The following is a 19788-nucleotide window of genomic DNA, read 5'->3' as shown; positions in this document are numbered from 1 at the left end:
CGCTTTGATGTAGTGAAAAACCTCGCTTCGGCGGGGTTTTTTGTTTTCTGGCCGTCCCCATATTAATGAGACCTGAAACAGAGCCGGAGACGTTATGCCTGAATTACCTGAAGTTGAAACCAGCCGCCGCGGCATTGAACCGCATCTGGTTGGGGCAACCATTCTGCATGCCAATGTGCGTAATGGACGTCTGCGCTGGCCGGTATCGGAAGAGATCTACCGCCTGAGCGATAAACCCGTTCTCAGCGTTCAACGCCGCGCGAAATATTTGCTGCTGGAGTTACCGGATGGCTGGATCATCATTCATCTGGGAATGTCGGGCAGTTTGCGTATCCTTCCTGAAGAACTTCCCGCTGAAAAACATGACCACGTTGATCTGGTGATGAGCAATGGCAAAGTCCTGCGCTACACCGATCCTCGCCGCTTTGGCGCCTGGCTGTGGACGAAAGAGCTGGAAGGGCATAACGTGCTGGCGCATCTCGGCCCGGAGCCGCTGAGCGACGATTTTAACGGGGCTTATTTGCAGCAGAAATGTGCGAAGAAGAAAACGGCAATTAAACCCTGGCTGATGGATAACAAACTGGTGGTGGGCGTGGGAAATATCTACGCCAGCGAGTCGTTGTTTGCGGCAGGCATCCATCCTGACCGTCTTGCGTCGTCATTATCGCAGGCTGAGTGTGAGCTGCTGGCCCGCGTGATTAAGGCCGTTTTACTGCGTTCCATCGAACAGGGTGGTACAACGTTGAAAGATTTTCTGCAAAGCGACGGTAAGCCGGGCTATTTTGCTCAGGAGTTGCAGGTTTACGGACGTAAAGGGGAACCGTGCCGGGTTTGCGGTACGCCGATCGTTGCGGCTAAACACGCGCAACGGGCGACGTTCTACTGCCGTCAGTGTCAGAAATAAGATGGATTACCGGCCGGATAACGCGCTGACGCGCCATCCGGCAAAAGCATTTTACTTCAGCTTATCCATCAGGGCCTGATGAACGTTCTCCGGCAAGAAGTGGGTAACGTCTCCCTGATGGCGCGCCACTTCTTTTACCAGCGAAGAAGAGATAAAAGACCACTCTTTTGAAGGCATCAGGAAGACGCTTTCAAGCTGCGGCATTAAATGGCGATTCATGTGCGCCAACTGCATTTCATATTCAAAATCAGCCACGGCGCGCAAGCCGCGAATCAAAATATTGGCCTGCTGAATGCGCGCGAAGTTGGCCATTAAGTCGCTGAATCCCATGACTTCCACGTTGCCGAGGTGCGCCGTCGCCTGTTGCGCCAGCGCTACACGCTCTTCAAGGGTAAACATCGGTTTTTTGCTGGGGCTGGCGGCAATGGCGAGGATAACGTGATCGAACATCTGCGTCGCGCGCGTCACAATATCAATATGGCCGTTGGTGATCGGATCGAAGGTTCCTGGGTAAATCGCCCGTTTTTGCATGACAGCCCTCAATGCGTTTTCGGTGGCAGGTAAGGTTCCAGCAGTTGTAACAGACGCTGTAGCGCACCCTGGTTTTGGTACAGTACTTCAACGGCGTGTCGACCGTAGAAATTACGATAATCCGCGTCGGTCAGTAAAGACGAAACCTCTTTTACCAGCGTAGTGGCATCGGTTACGGTAATCAGCCCGCTTGCTTGCTCCAGTCGGGCGCAAATATCTTTGAAGTTAAAGGTATGAGGGCCCATCAATACCGGTATTGCGTGTGCGGCAGCTTCCAGCGGGTTATGTCCTCCGCGTTCAACCAACGAACCGCCGACAAATGCGAGGTCCGCAATACCATACAGTAGCATTAATTCGCCCATTGTATCGCCAATAACAACCTGGGTACTGGCGGACGGCACCTCTCCTGAGGAACGCGTGGTATAGCTGAGCCCTGCCTGGCGCACGAGGTTAATCGCATCCGGGAACCGCTCTGGATGGCGAGGAACCAGAATCAGCAGCAGGTTAGGGAATTGATGCAGCAATGCCTGATGGGCGGCGATAACAATACTCTCTTCGCCGTCATGCGTACTGGTGGCGATCCACACCGGGCGGTGCGGCGCCCACTGGCGACGCAGCGTAACTGCTTTTGCTGCAAGCTGCGGCGTCACGGAAATATCAAATTTCAGACTGCCGGTGACGGTGAGCTGGTTATTTTTCGCACCCAACGCGATAAAACGCGCGCCATCTTCTTCATTCTGCGCCGCGATTAGCGTAATGCGCCGCAGCAGTCTGCGAACAAATTTCCCCAGCTTTGTATAGCCAGCAGCCGACCGGGCGGAAAGGCGCGCGTTGGCGATAACCAACGGAATATGACGTTTATGCAGCGCGGCAATCAGGTTCGGCCAGAGCTCGGTTTCCATAATCAACACCAGTTTAGGGTCAACTTTATTCAGGAAACGGTTGAGCGCATCGGGCAAATCATAAGGAAGATAGACGTGCTGAACATCGCTGCCGAATGCGGACTGTACGCGCTCTGAGCCGGTAGGTGTCATGGTGGTGACGGTGATCGGCAAATCAGGATAACGGTGTCGCAGGGCGCGAACTAAAGGAATTGCCGCCAGTGTTTCACCCACAGAGACGGAATGCAGCATGATCCCGCCAGGTTTAAGCGGATGACGGTAAAAACCGTAACGTTCGCCCCAGCGTTTACGGTAGGCTGGCGCTTTACGTCCACGCACCCAAAGCCGTATCCAGATCAAGGGCTGAATAAGGTAGAGAAGGGCGGTGTAAAGCAATTCGAGCATAGTAAATAGCTGACTGATGGATGTGCTGGGGATTCTATGTATTTAGCCTGGGCTTTACCATCATTTTTATCCTTGTTGCACTAAAACACCTGAATTGACAATACATTATTTGCGGTAGGTGTTTTTCTCCAGATACATCAAAACAGGCTGTTAACGCCGAATAACGCGTGAAATCGTACTCTGTCCTTCAATAGTAATGGTTTACATCTTATTGTTTTGAAATTAAAAATTAACTTTTTGCTTAAAAAACATTCATTTCGGTTCGGGAGCTAATCAATGGTATACTACTGCGCAAATTCAGGCAGCCATCAGCCTTCAGGGCGCCGGGAATATGGAGGGTAGTCTTTGTTTGCAGACAAGGATTACGGCGCTTTTACCTGCCTGGCCTGGGATGTTTGGCGACGTAACGCGGATATTATTGCATGACCATTGCTTTTTGTTTGTACAAATATTTTCCCTATGGCGGGTTGCAGCGTGATTTCCTGCGAATAGCGCATACGGTTGCGGCGCGTGGCCATCATGTTCAGGTATTGACTCAGCAGTGGCAGGGCGAACGTCCCTCCGACCTTGAAATTATCCTTGTTCCGGTGACTGCCAGAACTAATCATGGAAAAAATGAGCAGTATTATCAGTGGGTTCAGAGTTACCTGAGCCAACATCCCGTCGATCGCGTCGTTGGGTTTAATAAAATGCCCGGGCTCGATGTCTATTATGCGGCAGATGTGTGCTACGCGGAAAAAGTCGCCCGTGAAAAGGGTTTCTTTTATAAGCTGACCAGTCGTTATAAGCACTATGCAGCTTTTGAAAAAGCGACCTTCCAGCAAGGTGCTCATACCGAGCTTTTGATGTTAACAAATAAGCAAATCGGTGACTTTAAGCATCATTATCATACTGAGGATCGCCGTTTTCATATTTTGCCACCAGGGATATACCCGGACAGGAAATACAGCCAGCAACCTGAAAACAGCGGACAGATTGTCAGAGAAAAAAATGGCATTGGGTTAGATCAGTTCCTGCTTTTACAGGTAGGTTCAGATTTTAAACGCAAAGGGGTACCAAGAACGTTACTGGCGGTAGCTTCTTTACCTGAAGCAATACGTCAACGTACGCGATTGATGGTTGTCGGGCAAGACAAGGCCGACCGGTATCAGGCCCAGGCGCGTCAATTAGGGATTGAGAAGCAGGTGCAGTTTTTTTCAGGGCGCGATGATATTTCAGCGCTGATGTCTGCTGCTGATTTACTGCTTCATCCTGCCGTTCAGGAAGCGGCCGGAATCGTATTATTAGAGGCGATTGTCGCCGGACTACCCGTGTTGACCACCGAAGTTTGTGGATATGCGCACTATATCAATGCTGCGCAGTGTGGCGTTGTTATACCGGAGCCTTTTGCACAGGAAGTCCTGAATGCTTCCCTCTGCGATGCGCTGGAGAAAGGTGAGCAGCGAAGTGAATGGGCAAGTCATGCAAGACACTTTGCCGATACAGAAGATCTCTACAGTCTGGCTGATAAAGCGGCTGATATCATTTTAGGTTTTGAGAATGATTGAATTAAAAGAGCCATTCGCTACGCAGTGGCAAGGTAAAGATCCGTTTGTCGAAGTAACGAAACTGGACGGAGAGGTTTTCCGCGCTCTGGAGACCCGGCGGACGCTGCGTTTTGAGATGATGGGTAAAGGGTATTTCCTGAAATACCATCACGGAACCACGCTGAAAGAAGTGCTAAAAAACCTCATTTCCTTGCGTATGCCCGTTCTTGGCGCGGATCGCGAGTGGCTGGCTATTCACCGTCTGCAATCACTGAATGTTGATACCATGACCGGCGTCGCGTTTGGGCAAAAAGGGTTTAATCCGTTGCAGCGGACATCGTTTATCATCACGGAAGATCTCTCGCCGGCAATAAGCCTTGAAGACTTTTGCGCCAGGTGGAGTGAAGAACGTCCTGACCTCACCTTAAAACGAACCATTATCACCCGACTGGCGGAGATGGTGGGGAAAATGCATCGTGGCGGGGTGAATCATCGGGATTGTTATATTTGCCATTTTTTACTACAGCAACCATTACCGACTGATGTGGCTGATATAAAACTTTCCGTGATTGATCTGCATCGCGCGCAAATTCGTCGCCGGGTGCCGCGTCGCTGGCGTGATAAGGATCTGATTGGACTCTATTTCTCCTCACTCGAAATTGGCCTGACCTCGAGAGATATTTATCGTTTTTTACGCGTTTATTTCTCGATGCCACTGCGTGAAATTCTTCGCAAGGAAGCCAGTTTGCTTGAGCAAGCGGCGGCGAAAGCACAAAAAATCAAACAAAGAACGATAAGAAAAGCGTTATAAAATCACATACAGGGTTTGAGGTGATCTCATCATGAACATTGATTTTGAAAACGTAATAATTCAAAAAAAGGTTATCGACAACGCTACACACCAGAAAAGCAAAAAGCTGAATATTGCATATGGTGTAGACCGAAATTTTTTATTTGGCTCTGGAATTTCAATGACATCAGTGTTGGTGAACAACCCTGATATTGATATCCATTTCTATGTTGTGACGGACTATGTTGATGATGAGTACCTGGAAAGCGTGGAACGACTCACGCAAATGTATGGTACAACGGTAACGGTCTTAGTTTTCGATAATGAGGCGTTTCGCAAGTTGCCGAGTACTAAAGCATGGACCTATGCGATGTACTATCGCTATTTTGCGTTCGAGTATTTAAGTCGTGAACTGGATTCTGTGCTGTATCTGGATGCCGATATCGTTTGTAAAAATTCGCTGCGGGAACTGACGGATATTCATTTTGCCGGAGAATATGCGGCTGTTGTTAATGATATTGATCGAGTACGTTTGAAATCCGGGCAGAGGCTGGGTATTCCTGAGTTAGCTCGTGACTATTTTAATTCAGGGGTGGTATTCGCTAATCTCCATGTCTGGAGAGAAAAAAAACTGTTATCCAAAGCCTTTGAGGTTTTGCATGAGCGTCAGAAAGAACTGCTTTATTTTGACCAGGATATCCTGAATATCTTATTTGTTGGGCATGTGATCCTGCTGAGGCGTGATTTTAATTGTATTTATGGCGTAGACCAGGAACTGAAGAATAAAAATGAATATCGTTATCAGGACTTTATCACTGAGAGTACGGTATTAATTCATTATGTCGGCGTGACAAAACCGTGGCATACGTGGGCTAACTATCCGGTTTCTAAGTACTTTATTGAGGCTTATAAAAAATCGGCATGGGCAGAAAAATCGTTACTCAATGCAAATACGGCAAAATTATATAAGCGCAAGTCACGCCATGAAAGGATACAGCGAAAATATATTCGTTCTATATTTAGCCATATAATGTATATTAAAAATAAGCTACACGGCGCTAAAGTGCATTGAGTGGCTTGTTGAAAATAAATTTAAATAGGTGTAGTGAATGATTTTTGATTGCCATCAGTCTATAAAAAAGATACTTGATTTTAATCAAGCACCAGCCGGGGAGAGCCCACAGCTCAATATCGCCTGGGGTGTTGATAAAAATTTCATGTTTGGCGCCGCGATTTCGATGACATCAGTGTTGATACATAATAAAGACATCAATATCCATTTCCATCTTTTTACTGATTATGTGGATGATGATTATCAACAGAAAATAAGTATGCTGGCGCAGCAATTCTCTACTAACATCTCAATATATGTTATGGATGCCGAGGGGCTAAAGGTATTGCCCAGCGGTAATGCCTGGTCTCATGCGATGTATTTCCGTTTTATCGCATTTGAATATTTAGGTGAAAAAGTTGATTCACTCCTGTACATTGATGCAGACGTGATATGCAAAGGCTCACTTGTTGAATTGAGTCATCTCAACCTTGATGAGCATGTTGCTGCGGTAGTAAGGGACGTCGATGATAGTCCTGCCAGAGATATTGAGAAAAATAGTGATTATTTTAACTCTGGTGTGATCTATGCGAATCTTAAAAAGTGGAAAGAGCAGAACTTTATTGGTGCTGCATTTGATATCCTCCTGGATAAAAATCAGAAACTCTCTTTCCCCGATCAGGATGTTTTAAATATTCTTTTCTTAAATAAGGTGATCTTTTTACCGCGTATCTACAATGCGATATATGGTATAAAACAAGAGTTAAAAAGCAAAGATATATCACGCTATAAAGAATATATAACGGCGGATACCATTCTTATTCACTATATTGGGGTAACTAAACCCTGGAATTCCTGGGCAAATTATCCGTCTGCACAGTATTTTGTGGAGGCATGGAAGGCTTCACCATGGGCGAATGTGCCGTTGTTGCCTGCCAGAACGCCAAAGCAGTATAAGAAGAAGTCACGTCATGAAAGGCTACAGGGTAAATATATTGCTTCAATTATCAGCTACATAGGCTATCTGGCTGAAAAAGTCAAAGGTAAGTAAAAAAGCTCCCCGAGGGGAGCTTTTTTAATGAATCTTGGTTTTGAGGTACTTTGCGTACCATTTTATGGCGGTAAAATAATTTCCTTTTTTTGCCGCCTGACGGGAGTACACCCGATAATCGGTAGGTCTCATACGAGGGGCATAAGAGCGTAACTCTGCATTCCGCCAGGGCGTGAAATGGTGGTAGAAAACATAAAGCTGTTGCGACAGCCCCGTATGTTCTTTATACCACGGCTTTCTTCCGCCCGTAAAATGAATGATTCTTGGCAGCGTGTCACTGTGATAGAAGAAATTTTCTTTCTGTTCGTCAGTAAACCAGTTAAACAGGAAATTCCAGCGGTTATCAATAAACGTAATATTGCCGTTCATTGCAATGTTGAGTGCGTCCTGATCAAAGTAAGGCAATGATTTTCCTTGCTCAAATAACACGGTATTTGCCTTATGTTCAATGTCATGCTTAATCCAGTTCGCGACATTAATATAGAGGAAACCAGCGTTAAAATAGTGGTCGATGCTCAGCCCTAATCGCCGGGCGTGTTTATTATCATGAATGTTGAGAGAGTCATGGCTGACGGCGCAAACAACATTATCAATATCAACGCTGTTAATCTCACTGAGTGAGTCAAAGCATAGCGTATCGGCATCAAGATAGATAAAACGTGCTACTTTGTCTTTAAGTAAACGAGGGACAGCCAGACGCATATAAGTTGAGCGGTTGAGATGTTTTATCGCAAAATCATTGTTATATTTTTCAATATCAGCCTTATCGATCGTGATAACCTGAATTTTATTACTGGTCGACTGTAGCTTCGCAATGTCTTCATCACTGACATCATAGACAAAGACAAAAAATGCGAGAGATTGCTCAGGGTTATTCATTATGACAGACATAATGGATACAGCAACATACTCCAGATAATTAGCATCTGTGCAGTAGGCAATATTAATTACGTTAGTTTTGTTATCCATTTACGCTGTCTCATTTCCTTCAACCGGGTTGCTATCATGGAGCACAGTGTCGATAGCGTCAATAACTGCGTGTTCTGGTATCCAGGTCAGGTATTTCCGGGATCTGTCCAGTTCTGCCCGGGTCGGCATTGGATGATAATCGCCTGCCCAGATCAGCGCAGCTTTATCTGACCACGGTTTCCACTGTTGATAATTTGTGGCGCCAAACAAACATACCTGCGGCGTACCTAATGCGGCAGCCATATGCATGGGGGCGGAGTCCACGCCGATATACAGCACTGCATGATCGATTAACGCCGCCAGTTGCAGGAAGGTCGTTTTACCTGCCACCGTCAGGTCTGGTGGTGATTGACACAGTCCGGCGATACGCGCTACCTGCTGCTGTTCTTGTACTGCGGGCCCACAGGTCAGGTAAACATGCAGACCGCGTTGCTGCAAATAATCTATGACATGCGCAAATTTCTCATCATCCCAGCACTTAAACGACTGTCTTGCAGTGGGTTGAATCACAACGTATTTTTGCGTGGAAAGCGCGGGGAGTTGGGTCAGCAAATATTGATAGTCACTCTTGCGATAGCAGAGCAACATCTCTTTTTTGAGCTCGCTTTCACTAAAGTCGAGGCCTTTTAGAATGGATAAGTTTTGCTCAACAATATGAGTTCCGGTTGTTGGTGTGACTTTTGTAAAAAGGCAATTCCACTGCTTCTTGTCCCTTTTAAAGGCAATAGAGGGGCGGCGTAGGGAAGCGATAAGTGCGCCAATAGGCCATTGCTCGGTTAAGTTGACAATAAGGTCATAGTGGTTTTTTTTCAGCTGGCGGCGTACCGATATATAATTTTTAATGGTTTCCAGCAGACCTTTCTTTTTTTCAATAAGGTAAAAGTTGTTGATTCTCTCATCAGCAGCCAAAATTGCCCTGGTGTCTTTATAAAGAAGAAGATCAATTTTTGCGTGCGGATAACGTGCCTGGAGACTGGCAATAACAGGGGTAATGAGCAGAACATCGCCATAAAACTTAAGCTTGCAAATAAGAATTCTTTCTACTTTATCAAACATATTAACTTTCCTTGCTAACAAATAACATTTTGCAAGCGTTTATGGCTTTAAATCGTATTTTTGAAATAAAACGATCAATGTGTGGGTACTTCATTTTATAAATAACTTTTCTTTTAACGATACTTGTATCACAGCATGTCAGTGCATCTTGAATGTCACTGATCATATCTTCTTCGTAGCGATAATAACCTTTCTTTTTGCGCAGTAACTTGCGTCCTTCAAGGAAGCAGTTAATGATCATTAATGTGGCTACAGTTCGTTTTTCGTCATTTTCTTTTATATAGTCACACATTTTACGCATGGCGAAGAAAATATATTGCGCATCATTTTCAAGAATATTCTCGGTAATGCTCCGATCGTTTATTCGATAATAATATAGCTTGTTATCTATTTTTAAGATCTTATGGCATTTAAAGTATTGAAATGGACAAAAAATAATGTCCTCATAACGATGATGTTCTTCGAAGCGGTCTTGCCCAATAATGTCACGGCGAAAGAATTTTGTTACAAGGTGCCATTGACCCGCACGGAAAGTGGGTAATAACTGCGTTAAATTTTCATCAGTTAACGTAATTTCACTCTGTTTTACCGCATCCGGCTTATCTTTTTTGCATTGATAGAGATTATTAATGTCACGGGTTAAGTTGAATTCAACGATATCATATTTCTCTTCTCTTAATTTAGGGAGAAGAACCGAAAAATAATCCGGGCTAATAATGTCATCGCTGTCAACAAAGCCAATATACTTCCCTGTCGCATGTGAAAGCCCGACGTTGCGGGCAATCGCAACACCATGATTTTCCTGGTAGATGTATTTCACGTTATTGCAATGATGTTCGCGATAAAACGCATTTATGCGTTCTTCAGTCAAATCCGTTGAGCCATCATTAATAATGATTACTTCTACCTCATTAGTGATGCCCTGATGTAAAGACGCCAGCGTATCCGTAATGAATTCGGCATTGTTGTATGCCGGTATAATAATGCTCAGCAAATAATCTGAAGCGTTAATCATGGCATAACTCTCTCATCGTGCCTGGTGTCAGCATCATCGCCGCGCATAATGCCAGCATACTGCTCAGAGTTTCACCTTTGGCGTATAATAATAAGTCGCTTAAACCATAGATAACTATAGCACTGGAAATGATGAATAACAGAGGGCTACGTTGTGTATAAGCTTTTAAAAACATCGCCAGATACAAAAAGAGCAGAGCGATGACGCCAGAAATCCCTTTAAGAGAAAAAGTATCAATGAATTCGTTATGCAAATGGATGTCGACGAACCCAAGTGCTCCTCTTAACGAGGTATCCTGTCGGGCAAAATCCCGCATTCCAGCATCGCGTTGTTCAAGTGATTGGCCCCAGTAGTGGTTTTTTCCAGCATCAATACCCGCTCTTTGCATCGCGAGTCGGGCGCCAATCGAGGTATTACTGTTATTCTTACTGTAAGAATGCATATCGGTTACGAAGCTGTTATAGCGCTTTTCAATCACCGATTTTAAAGGGATTGCCGCCAGCCCCGCGAGAACAATAAAGGCCAGTAACGTACGCAGCAAAACGGTGCGGTTATGCCGATAATGTAAGAAAAATAGCCCTATGCTCAGAACCGGATAGACCAGAATGGCGGCGCGGGTTTGCGTTATAGTGATAACCGCCAGTGATACCAAAAAGTGTAATAAATAGAGCAGGATTGTATGCTTCAGCCGCAAGTTGATGATGGCCTGTGACGCGAGCAATGCGACAAACGTCAACGCATAAGCCGCTCCTGTCGGATGTTCAAAACCCAGTTCGACACGGTAGTTAAGCGGATCTGGTGAGGTGAGGAGTTGATAACCCGCAAAAAGATACAAACCAACAGCCGTCGCAATCACCCAGTAGCGGGTTATACGATCTTTCATCGCACATGCGATTGGCGATTGCAGGGCTGTGACAATCAGTGCGGCAAAGATCATCACTTTACCGCCGTTCTGATATGAGCGATAAGCGCCAGTAAAGGATGAGCCCGGTTCTTTAAAGATCTCAACCCAAATAATTTGTACTAAACCGAAGAGCAGCAGCATCACGGGTAACAGCAGGTTTTTCTTATCACTCAGAAGTGACTTGCTGTGTTTACTGATAATCGGTAGCGACAGAACCGCACATGCAATAAAAACTTTTAAAGCTTCGTCTGGATTGATCAGCAGCATCGCCAGGGTCGTCAGGCACCCGGCATAAAATAAAAAATAGATAACGTTAAATGGATTATTTTGCGTGCTGCGGATAAAGCGAGAAAACGTGTGTCCACGAAGCATGATTAATCTCTTTAAAAGTTATAGCAAATTAAAATCAAGCAATGATACTTTGACGGCATCCGCACTCAGAGTTGACATCTTCCCTGAATGACTCTTTTGCGCGCACTGATTCTTCCCATATCCCCCAATCAGTCCCGGATCGGTCGGGCCATACAGCGTGATATTAGGTCGATCAAGGGCGGCGGTTAAATGGCTAAGCCCGGTATCAACGGACACTACAAATTTTGCCCCCGCCAACTCGCGTGCGACCTCTTCCAGACTCATTCGTGGTAAAACATCCACATAATCAAATCCTTCCGCTAATCTTTTTGCCCGTGCTTCTTCATGGGGCGCACCCCAGGGCAGCTTAATGCGTACACCCGCATCACGCAGTTGGCCGATCAGATCTCGCCAGTTTGCTTCCGGCCAGTGCTTATCGTCTCGGGTAGTCGCGTGTAAAAATACCGCATATTGCCCTGCGTCTGCATTCAGATTGCTCAGGAAATGTTGCGCAATCGCATAATCGCCCTGGGACTGTGGCTTGCTGTACCCCAGGCTTTTGGCGAACAGCTCGCGGGTGCGTTCAACGGCATGCTGCGCTTTAGCGATGTGATGCTTTCGGTTGTAAAACAGGCTGGCCAGGGGCTCCCGGGCCGTACTCCAGTCCATGCCGTGCTTTACGCCGCGTCCCAGTCTTGTGACCAGCGCCGCGCTTTTTACCAGCCCCTGGGCATCAATAATCGCATCGTATTGCTGTGCCTGTACGGCATCGCGAAAGGCTTTACGTTCAGCTTTGATGGGCGCGGAAAACCAGGCCTTACGCCAACGGCGAATAGCGACGGGAATCACGCGATTGACAGCATCGTGCCAGGATGGAATTTGCGCGAATCCTTCTTCTACCACCCAATCAAACTGAATACCCGGGATGACTTGCTGTGCGTCAGTCAGTGCGGGCAATGTGTGTAACACATCCCCCATTGATGATGTTTTGACTATCAGAACCCGCATCCGTCAGGCTTCCTCTTGTAATAACAGACTATTGAGTTCTTCCAGGACACGCGTCGGCGTGATGTCAATCAGGCTCTGATGATACCCCTCCGCAGCATCCCCTTTGCGCACCTTGTGATAACCCGTAATCAGACGGATAACCCGCGCTTTATGCGAAAGTGGGGGAGTAAAGTCCGGGCTGCTGGGGCCGTACAGCGCGACCAGCGGACGGTTCAGCGCAGCGGCGACATGCATTAAACCAGAGTCATTCGTGACAACGGCTTTGCAGGCGGATAGAAGGATAACAGCTTGTTCCAGCTGCGTTTCTCCCGCCAGATTGCGGCACCAGGCCTGCTGCTCAGTATTCAGTGTAGCCAGAATTTCATTTCCGGCGTCATGATCTTTTGCTGAGCCAAACAAGACGATCTGATGGCCTTCATCGATGAGCTGCTTTGCCAGTTCCGCATAGTGATAATGCGGCCAGCGTTTCGCCGGGCCAAATTCCGCGCCGGGGCAAAAACCGATCATCGGACGTTCAGCGGAAAGAGAAAATTCGTTGCAGATGAGGGACTTTTCGCCCTCGCTCACCTGTAGCTGTGGCCATAACAGAGGCTGCGGCAGATCCTGGGCAGTACGCATAACGCCTTTGTCGTAGGCCAGCGCCACATAGCGTTCCACCATTAATGGCCAGGCCTCTTTATCTAACACGCGCGCGTCGTTGAGCAGGCCGTAGCGCATCTCGCCGCGCCAGCCGGTGCGATGCGGAATGCCGGCAAAGAAAGGAACGAGTGCGGATTTAAACGAATTCGGCAAAACATAGGCGCGGTCATAGCGCTTTTCACGCAGACGATGACCGAGCTTGCGCCGCTCGCCAATTTCCAGCGCCCCGTGGCCAAGCGGCATGGGGATCGCGTCGTTGACCTCCGGCATACGCGACAATAACGGGCGGCACCACGCGGGCGCCATCACGTCGATTATCGCCTGGGGATAGCGCGCCTTGAGCGTGCGATAGAGACTTTGCGACATCATCATGTCGCCTACCCAGGACGGACCAATCACCAGTATTTTCATGTTTCTTCTTACGCGTCGCGATTCAGCCAGGCCATATACTCCGTTACGCCTTCGGCAACGGTCTTGAACGGTTTGTCATAGCCTGCGGCGCGCAGATTGGTCAGATCCGCCTGCGTGAACGCCTGGTAACGGCCTTTCAGTTTTTCCGGGAACGGGATGTATTCAAGGTCGCTTTTCTTGTGATAAGCCAGCGCGGCATCCGCCACGGCCTGGAAGGATTCCGCGCGCCCGGTGCCCAGGTTAAAGATGCCGGACACGCCGTTTTCCCAGAACCACAGGTTTACATCAGCCACGTCGCCGACGTAGACAAAATCGCGTTTGAAGTTTTCGCTGCCTTCAAACAGTTTCGGCGTTTCACCGTTGTTGAGCTGAGTATTCAGATGGAAAGCGACGCTCGCCATGCTGCCTTTATGGCCCTCACGCGGTCCGTAAACGTTGAAATAGCGGAAACCCACAATCTGCGAGCTGGCTTCAGGCAGGATCTGGCGCACATACTCGTCGAACAGGAACTTAGAGTAGCCGTAAACGTTTAGCGGTTTCTCATATTCACGAGACTCAATGAAGTCAGAGGTGCGACCGCCGTAAGTTGCCGCAGAGGAGGCATACAGGAACGGAATGTCACGTTCCAGGCAGTAGTGCAGCAGCTCTTTGGAGTATTGATAGTTGTTGTCCATCATATACTTGCCGTCCCACTCGGTGGTGGAAGAGCAGGCGCCTTCGTGGAAAACCGCTTCGATATCGCCGAACTCTTCTCCGGCCATAATCTGGATCAGGAAGTCTTCCTTATCCATATAGTCAGCAATATTCAGGTCCACCAGGTTGACGAACTTGGTGCCGTCTTTCAGGTTGTCCACCACCAGGATATCGGTGATGCCTTTATCATTCAGGGACTTAACGATGTTGCTGCCGATAAAGCCCGCGCCGCCGGTAACGATGATCATAACTGTAACCTTCGAATTATGGAGTCAGAGACAATCTCAGACACGAATACTTCTTATCATATCACTACACGGCCCAGGCTTCAGCCATTCACCGATAAGCTGTGCGGGTACGCGTGATTTATGCTGCATTTTCAAGAAGTGATGATGCGTCATCTCGTATCAATGTATAGCTTTGGGTAATATGTGCTGAAATTTGCCCAGTCTGGAGAATCGCAATGCGTGGGGATTTTTATAAGCAGTTAACCAACGATCTGGAAACCGCCCGTGCGGAAGGATTGTTTAAAGAAGAGCGCATTATCACGTCTGCGCAGCAGGCGGACATCACCGTGGCAGACGGAAGCCACGTCATCAACTTTTGCGCCAACAACTATCTGGGGCTGGCTAACCATCCCGAACTGATTGCGGCAGCAAAAGCGGGAATGGATTCTCACGGGTTTGGTATGGCTTCAGTGCGCTTTATCTGCGGCACTCAGGACAGCCATAAACAGCTGGAGCAAAAACTGGCGGACTTCCTCGGTATGGAAGACGCTATTCTGTACTCTTCCTGCTTCGACGCCAACGGCGGCTTGTTCGAAACCCTGCTGGGCGCAGAAGATGCGATTATCTCGGATGCGTTAAACCACGCCTCGATTATTGATGGCGTTCGTCTGTGTAAAGCGAAGCGTTTTCGCTATGCCAACAACGATATGCAGGAGCTGGAAGCGCGTCTGAAAGAGGCCCGTGAAGCTGGCGCTCGTCATGTGCTGATCGCCACCGACGGCGTGTTCTCGATGGACGGCGTTATCGCCAACCTGAAAGGCGTCTGTGACCTGGCAGACCTTTACGGCGCGCTGGTGATGGTTGATGACTCCCATGCTGTCGGTTTTGTCGGGGAGAACGGTCGCGGTTCTCACGAATACTGTGACGTAATGGGACGCGTGGACATCATTACCGGTACGTTAGGCAAAGCGCTGGGTGGGGCATCTGGCGGTTATACGGCAGCGCGTAAAGAGGTGGTGGAGTGGCTGCGTCAGCGTTCCCGTCCGTATCTGTTCTCTAACTCCCTGGCGCCTGCCATTGTGGCGGCCTCCCTTAAAGTGCTGGAGATGGTTGAGGCGGGGAGCGAACTGCGCGATCGCCTGTGGGCGAATGCGCGTCAGTTCCGTGAGCAAATGTCCGCTGCGGGCTTCACGCTGGCTGGCGCCGATCACGCTATTATTCCAGTGATGCTGGGTGATGCGGTAGTTGCGCAGCAATTTGCCCGCGAACTGCAAAAAGAGGGGATTTACGTGACCGGATTCTTTTATCCGGTTGTTCCGAAAGGTCAGGCGCGTATTCGTACCCAGATGTCTGCGGCGCATACCCCTGAGCAAATCACGCGTGCGGTTGAGGCGTTCACACGTATTGGTAAACAACTGGGCGTTATTGCCTGAGGATGTGAGATGAAAGCGTTATCCAAACTGAAAGCGGAAGAGGGCATCTGGATGACTGACGTTCCGGTACCGGAAGTCGGGCATAACGATCTGCTGATTAAAATCCGTAAAACAGCCATCTGCGGCACTGACGTTCACATCTATAACTGGGATGAATGGTCGCAAAAAACCATCCCGGTTCCGATGGTGGTAGGGCATGAATATGTCGGCGAGGTGGTCGGTATCGGTCAGGAAGTTAAAGGCTTCAGGATTGGCGATCGCGTTTCCGGCGAAGGCCATATTACCTGCGGCCATTGTCGTAACTGTCGCGGTGGCCGTACGCATTTGTGCCGCAATACTCTGGGTGTCGGTGTTAACCGTCCCGGTTGTTTTGCGGAATATCTGGTACTTCCGGCGTTTAACGCCTTTAAGATCCCGGATAACATCTCCGATGATTTAGCCTCTATCTTCGACCCCTTCGGCAATGCCGTACACACGGCGCTGTCGTTCGATCTGGTCGGTGAAGATGTGCTGGTTTCCGGTGCCGGCCCGATCGGCATCATGGCGGCGGCGGTAGCGAAACATGTGGGCGCGCGTCATGTCGTGATCACGGATGTGAATGAGTACCGTCTGGAACTGGCGCGTAAAATGGGCATCATCCACACGGTGAATGTCGCGAAAGAGAATCTGACCGACGTGATGGCTAATCTGGGCATGACCGAAGGGTTTGACGTCGGCCTGGAGATGTCCGGTGCGCCGCCTGCGTTTCGCGCCATGCTGGATACCATGAACCACGGCGGTCGTATCGCGATGCTGGGGATTCCGCCTTCGGATATGTCTATCGACTGGACGAAGGTGATCTTCAAGGGGCTGTTTATTAAAGGTATTTACGGTCGTGAGATGTTTGAAACCTGGTATAAGATGGCGGCGCTGATTCAGTCTGGCCTGGATCTGTCTCCGATCATCACCCACCGTTTCTCCATTGATGAGTTCCAGAAAGGCTTTGATGCAATGCGTTCAGGCCAGTCAGGAAAAGTGATTCTGAGCTGGGACTGACAGCATCCTGCTGGCGGCCAGGTTTTCCCGAACCTGGCCGTAAAATGGCGTTTTTATTTTCCGCGCATCTTGCGGGATAAGCGTCTGAATTTCTCTTTAAGCTGAATAAGTTTATAAACCAGACCCTGACCTTCAATATTCATATGGTATTTATTTTGTAATACTAAAATATCATTTGCCTGGCAAATTTTCAGACTTCCTTTGCAGGATAAGTCGATGATGCGCAATCCCCCGGAAGGTGTGCGGATAAAGTTTCCGGCATGAATATCATTGGAGGCCAGACCTGCCCGGTGCAGTTGCTGAATACACTCCTTAATATCTTCTTTATTGCTTTCATTAATATCATTTAATGGCTCCCCTTCAATATATTCATGAAGGGTATACACATCATAGCACTGGCGAAAACGTGTTTTCTCGGCCACACAGTAGAGATCGGCGGTACAGGCACGCACTTGTGGCGCCAGGCTGTCCAGTTTTTGGATCAACTGAGAATAAAAAGGCCCGGAGAGAAAATTCTGAATCTTTTTCTCAAATCGTGGGTCTATTTCGCGATCGTTTTTGATGATGAACTTCCGTGACTGGTATTCAACAAGTTCTACGCTGCGGAATTCGTTGCCGCTGTTCAGCGGTTTGCCACTGATTTCGTTATTCATATACTTATCCATCAGGGACTTAAGGTCTTTATTTTCCTCTTTGTAATAGACCGTATAGCCCTTTTCATGTGTCTTACTGATGGTCATCACTTCCCTCAAGATAAGTATTCTAAATACGTATAATACGAAGGCGTAGTATACATGGTGAGGCTTCTCATCTGTAGGGTGTTTTGTGCGCCTTAACCATCATCTCCACTGGACTTAATAATTTCTTAATGAAAGCACGGTAGAAAGGGCCAATGTATTAAAGACTGACGGGCCATTCTATGAAAAGCAGCACAAGTACACTGAGTGTTATTATTCCGTTATACAATGCGGGTAATAGCTTCCAGGCATGCATGGAATCTTTGATTGCACAAACATGGAATGCGCTGGAGATCATCATTGTTAACGACGGGTCTACCGACAACTCCGTTGATATCGCAAGGCATTTTGCCGATACTCATTCACATGTTCACCTGTTGCATCAGGATAATGCAGGCGCGTCCGTGGCCCGCAACCGGGGGTTGGCTGCGGCGACCGGCGACTACGTTGCTTTTGTCGATGCCGATGATTTGGTGTATCCGAACATGTATGAAACGCTGATGACTATGGCGCTACAGGATGACCTGGATGTGGCGCAGTGTAATGCAGACTGGTGCATTCTTGAGACGGGGCATACCTGGCCATCCATCCCCACGGATCGCATTCGGTCGACAGGGGTATTAACCGGCCCGGACTGGCTGCGTATGGGGCTGGCTTCACGCCGCTGGACGCATGTTGTCTGGATGGGCGTTTATCGGCGCGCCCTTATTGAAAAACACGCGATTGGCTTTGTTCCAGGGTTACATCATCAGGATATTCTGTGGACCACGGAAGTGATGTTCAATGCCACGCGCGTACGCTATACCGAACAGGCGCTGTATAAATATTTTCTTCACGATCAGTCTGTTAGCCGCCTGAAACGACAAGGTGAGCGTAATCTGCATTACCAGCGACACTACATTAAAATCACGCGTTTATTAGAAAAGCTGAATAGTGATTATGCGGATCGCATTCCCGTCTATCCTGAATTTAAGCAACAAATTACCTGGGAAGCGCTGCGGGTGTGTCATGCGGTGCGTAAGGAGCAGGACACGCTTATTCGCCAGCGGATGATCGCCGAAATATTTGCCTCCGGCATGTATAAGCGCATGATGCTTAACATACGAAGCGCGAAGGCGGCTTATCAGGCGCTGTTGTGGTCGGGTCGGTTATACCGGTGGCGTGATAAAACGGCCTCGCACCACCGCGTTGCCCGTAAAGCGATTAATCCGCGTTAGCGTTCTGGGGGGCAGCGATCTTGCCCCAGCCTTGCCACTGATGCCGGAAGTAGTTCACCATCGTGCTCTGCGTAATGCTTTCGCTTAACACGCTAAAGAACCGGCTGGCGTAGACAGGTTCTAATGGTTTCTTCGATTTACACACCTTCACGCCGCGGAACGGATTTCGCGGCGCATCCGGCGTACCGTTTTTCGGCGGCGTCAGATTTGGCGTAGAGGTATCTGTCTGCGGCTCGTCAAGCAGGCTGCTCGGACGCACCAGCGTAATATCCGCAGGCAGGTTATAGACCATCTGCTGAAGGACTCGCACCGTTGATGGATGCGGGTGCCCAATCGCGATAGCTGACCCGTTGCGACGGGCTAACTCAATGGCGCGATTAAACTGGCGACGAATATCCGCTTCGTTCTGCGTATCATCAAGGAACACTTTGCGCTTAATCACCTTCACGCTCGTCCCGGAGGCGGCACGCATCGCCTGACTGTTGCCAATGGTCATGCTGTCGAGGAAGTAAAGATTATAACGCTCCAGCGCCTGCATCACTTTTTGCATGCCAAACAGGCTGGAGGTCATCGCGCTGCCCATGTGGTTGTTGAGACCCACGGCATACGGCACCTTATTCACCGCATCGCGAATAATGCGTTCAATTTCGTCGCTGCTCATCTCCGGGCGCAGCGTATCTTTCTCCAGCGGCTGCTTGCTCAGCGGCGCCATCGGCAGATGGATCAGCACCTCATGCCCGCTGTTGTGCGCTTTGGTTGCCATTTCACGGGCATGTGGGGCATTGGGCAGGACGGCAACGGAGAGGGCGGACGGCATCGCCAGCACCTGATTTTCATTGTGCGGACGATAACCAAAATCGTCGATTACGATGGCGAGTTTGCCAGCAAAAACAGGGGTGGCGAATGCCAGTAGGCTGGCGAGTGAGAGTATTGTGCGACGAAAGTGAGGCAAAA

Annotated in this window: 19 protein-coding genes; 8 read left to right on the top strand and 11 right to left on the bottom strand. The window is 48.5% G+C overall.

The window, feature by feature from the left end; genetic code table 11:
- The first annotated feature begins 94 nt into the window (after nucleotides 1-94).
- On the top strand, nucleotides 95-904 hold the full coding sequence (gene mutM / locus OGV82_RS03170) for a bifunctional DNA-formamidopyrimidine glycosylase/DNA-(apurinic or apyrimidinic site) lyase (protein WP_047460253.1): 810 nt from the start codon (nucleotides 95-97) through the stop codon (nucleotides 902-904).
- A 51-nt stretch (nucleotides 905-955) separates the two neighbouring features.
- On the opposite strand, the gene coaD is transcribed toward mutM, so the two are convergent.
- Both coaD and waaA read right to left on the bottom strand, forming a co-directional pair.
- Nucleotides 956-1435 carry a pantetheine-phosphate adenylyltransferase gene (gene coaD, locus OGV82_RS03165; protein ID WP_012135771.1) on the bottom strand — a complete coding sequence of 160 codons (480 nt, stop codon included), beginning with the start codon at nucleotides 1433-1435 and terminating at the stop codon, nucleotides 956-958.
- 8 nt (nucleotides 1436-1443) lie between these two features.
- Nucleotides 1444-2721 carry a lipid IV(A) 3-deoxy-D-manno-octulosonic acid transferase gene (gene waaA, locus OGV82_RS03160; RefSeq protein ID WP_012135770.1) on the bottom strand — a complete coding sequence of 426 codons (1278 nt, stop codon included), beginning with the start codon at nucleotides 2719-2721 and terminating at the stop codon, nucleotides 1444-1446.
- Between the two features lie 422 nt (nucleotides 2722-3143).
- Here waaA and OGV82_RS03155 point away from each other — a divergent pair, with 422 nt between their 5' ends.
- From OGV82_RS03155 to OGV82_RS03140, 4 genes are read left to right on the top strand one after another with little or no spacing between them, the layout of a single operon-like run.
- Nucleotides 3144-4268 carry a glycosyltransferase family 4 protein gene (locus tag OGV82_RS03155; RefSeq protein ID WP_101744164.1) on the top strand — a complete coding sequence of 375 codons (1125 nt, stop codon included), beginning with the start codon at nucleotides 3144-3146 and terminating at the stop codon, nucleotides 4266-4268.
- The gene (gene rfaP, locus OGV82_RS03150; protein WP_101744165.1) at nucleotides 4261-5058 is read left to right on the top strand and encodes a lipopolysaccharide core heptose(I) kinase RfaP; all 798 of its coding nucleotides are present in this window, start codon (nucleotides 4261-4263) and stop codon (nucleotides 5056-5058) included. The genes OGV82_RS03155 and rfaP overlap by 8 nt, the downstream gene beginning before the upstream one ends.
- A gap of 31 nt (nucleotides 5059-5089) precedes the next feature.
- Entirely contained in the window at nucleotides 5090-6109 is a 1020-nt protein-coding gene (locus OGV82_RS03145) for a glycosyltransferase family 8 protein (protein ID WP_012135766.1), read from the top strand.
- A gap of 37 nt (nucleotides 6110-6146) precedes the next feature.
- A complete protein-coding gene (locus OGV82_RS03140; RefSeq protein WP_047460263.1) occupies nucleotides 6147-7139 on the top strand; it encodes a glycosyltransferase family 8 protein in 993 nt (330 codons plus the stop codon).
- A gap of 24 nt (nucleotides 7140-7163) precedes the next feature.
- On the opposite strand, the gene OGV82_RS03135 is transcribed toward OGV82_RS03140, so the two are convergent.
- The 7 genes from OGV82_RS03135 to rfaD are packed head-to-tail and all read right to left on the bottom strand — an operon-like array spanning nucleotide 7164 to nucleotide 14433.
- Nucleotides 7164-8108: a glycosyltransferase family 8 protein gene (locus tag OGV82_RS03135; RefSeq protein WP_012135764.1), complete on the bottom strand. Its 945-nt coding sequence runs from the start codon at nucleotides 8106-8108 to the stop codon at nucleotides 7164-7166.
- Entirely contained in the window at nucleotides 8109-9164 is a 1056-nt protein-coding gene (rfaQ, locus tag OGV82_RS03130) for a lipopolysaccharide core heptosyltransferase RfaQ (RefSeq protein ID WP_101744166.1), read from the bottom strand.
- Nucleotide 9165: 1 nt separating this feature from the next.
- A complete protein-coding gene (locus tag OGV82_RS03125) occupies nucleotides 9166-10179 on the bottom strand; it encodes a glycosyltransferase family 2 protein (protein ID WP_101744167.1) in 1014 nt (337 codons plus the stop codon).
- A complete protein-coding gene (locus OGV82_RS03120) occupies nucleotides 10172-11455 on the bottom strand; it encodes an O-antigen ligase family protein (RefSeq protein ID WP_180961900.1) in 1284 nt (427 codons plus the stop codon). Before OGV82_RS03120 ends, OGV82_RS03125 begins: the two co-directional genes overlap by 8 nt.
- 18 nt (nucleotides 11456-11473) lie before the next feature.
- Nucleotides 11474-12442, bottom strand: a complete 969-nt coding sequence (gene rfaC / locus OGV82_RS03115) for a lipopolysaccharide heptosyltransferase RfaC (RefSeq protein ID WP_101744168.1) — start codon at nucleotides 12440-12442, stop codon at nucleotides 11474-11476.
- Nucleotides 12443-12445: 3 nt separating this feature from the next.
- Nucleotides 12446-13492 (bottom strand): ADP-heptose--LPS heptosyltransferase RfaF, encoded by a 1047-nt coding sequence (gene rfaF / locus OGV82_RS03110; RefSeq protein WP_058668282.1) that lies wholly within the window; start codon nucleotides 13490-13492, stop codon nucleotides 12446-12448.
- A gap of 8 nt (nucleotides 13493-13500) precedes the next feature.
- Nucleotides 13501-14433, bottom strand: a complete 933-nt coding sequence (gene rfaD, locus OGV82_RS03105) for an ADP-glyceromanno-heptose 6-epimerase (protein WP_012135758.1) — start codon at nucleotides 14431-14433, stop codon at nucleotides 13501-13503.
- 215 nt (nucleotides 14434-14648) lie between these two features.
- Between rfaD and kbl the strand changes: the two genes are divergently transcribed.
- On the top strand, nucleotides 14649-15845 hold the full coding sequence (gene kbl, locus OGV82_RS03100) for a glycine C-acetyltransferase (RefSeq protein ID WP_071259194.1): 1197 nt from the start codon (nucleotides 14649-14651) through the stop codon (nucleotides 15843-15845).
- A gap of 9 nt (nucleotides 15846-15854) precedes the next feature.
- Nucleotides 15855-16880 carry an L-threonine 3-dehydrogenase gene (gene tdh, locus OGV82_RS03095; protein ID WP_012135756.1) on the top strand — a complete coding sequence of 342 codons (1026 nt, stop codon included), beginning with the start codon at nucleotides 15855-15857 and terminating at the stop codon, nucleotides 16878-16880.
- A 53-nt stretch (nucleotides 16881-16933) separates the two neighbouring features.
- Here the strand turns inward: tdh and rfaY are convergent, their stop codons facing one another.
- A complete protein-coding gene (rfaY, locus tag OGV82_RS03090) occupies nucleotides 16934-17620 on the bottom strand; it encodes a lipopolysaccharide core heptose(II) kinase RfaY (protein ID WP_101744169.1) in 687 nt (228 codons plus the stop codon).
- Between the two features lie 179 nt (nucleotides 17621-17799).
- On the opposite strand from rfaY, the gene OGV82_RS03085 reads away from it, so the two are divergent.
- Nucleotides 17800-18834 carry a glycosyltransferase gene (locus OGV82_RS03085; protein ID WP_101744170.1) on the top strand — a complete coding sequence of 345 codons (1035 nt, stop codon included), beginning with the start codon at nucleotides 17800-17802 and terminating at the stop codon, nucleotides 18832-18834.
- Here the strand turns inward: OGV82_RS03085 and OGV82_RS03080 are convergent.
- A complete protein-coding gene (locus tag OGV82_RS03080) occupies nucleotides 18821-19786 on the bottom strand; it encodes a divergent polysaccharide deacetylase family protein (RefSeq protein WP_101744171.1) in 966 nt (321 codons plus the stop codon). The two genes, OGV82_RS03085 and OGV82_RS03080, sit on opposite strands and share 14 nt — an antisense overlap.
- Nucleotides 19787-19788: the final 2 nt, after the last annotated feature.

It is taken from the genome of Citrobacter sp. CK191, assembly GCF_030333435.1.
Classification (GTDB): Bacteria; Pseudomonadota; Gammaproteobacteria; order Enterobacterales; family Enterobacteriaceae; genus Citrobacter_B; species Citrobacter_B koseri.
This window is presented reverse-complemented; position numbering and strand designations above follow the sequence as displayed.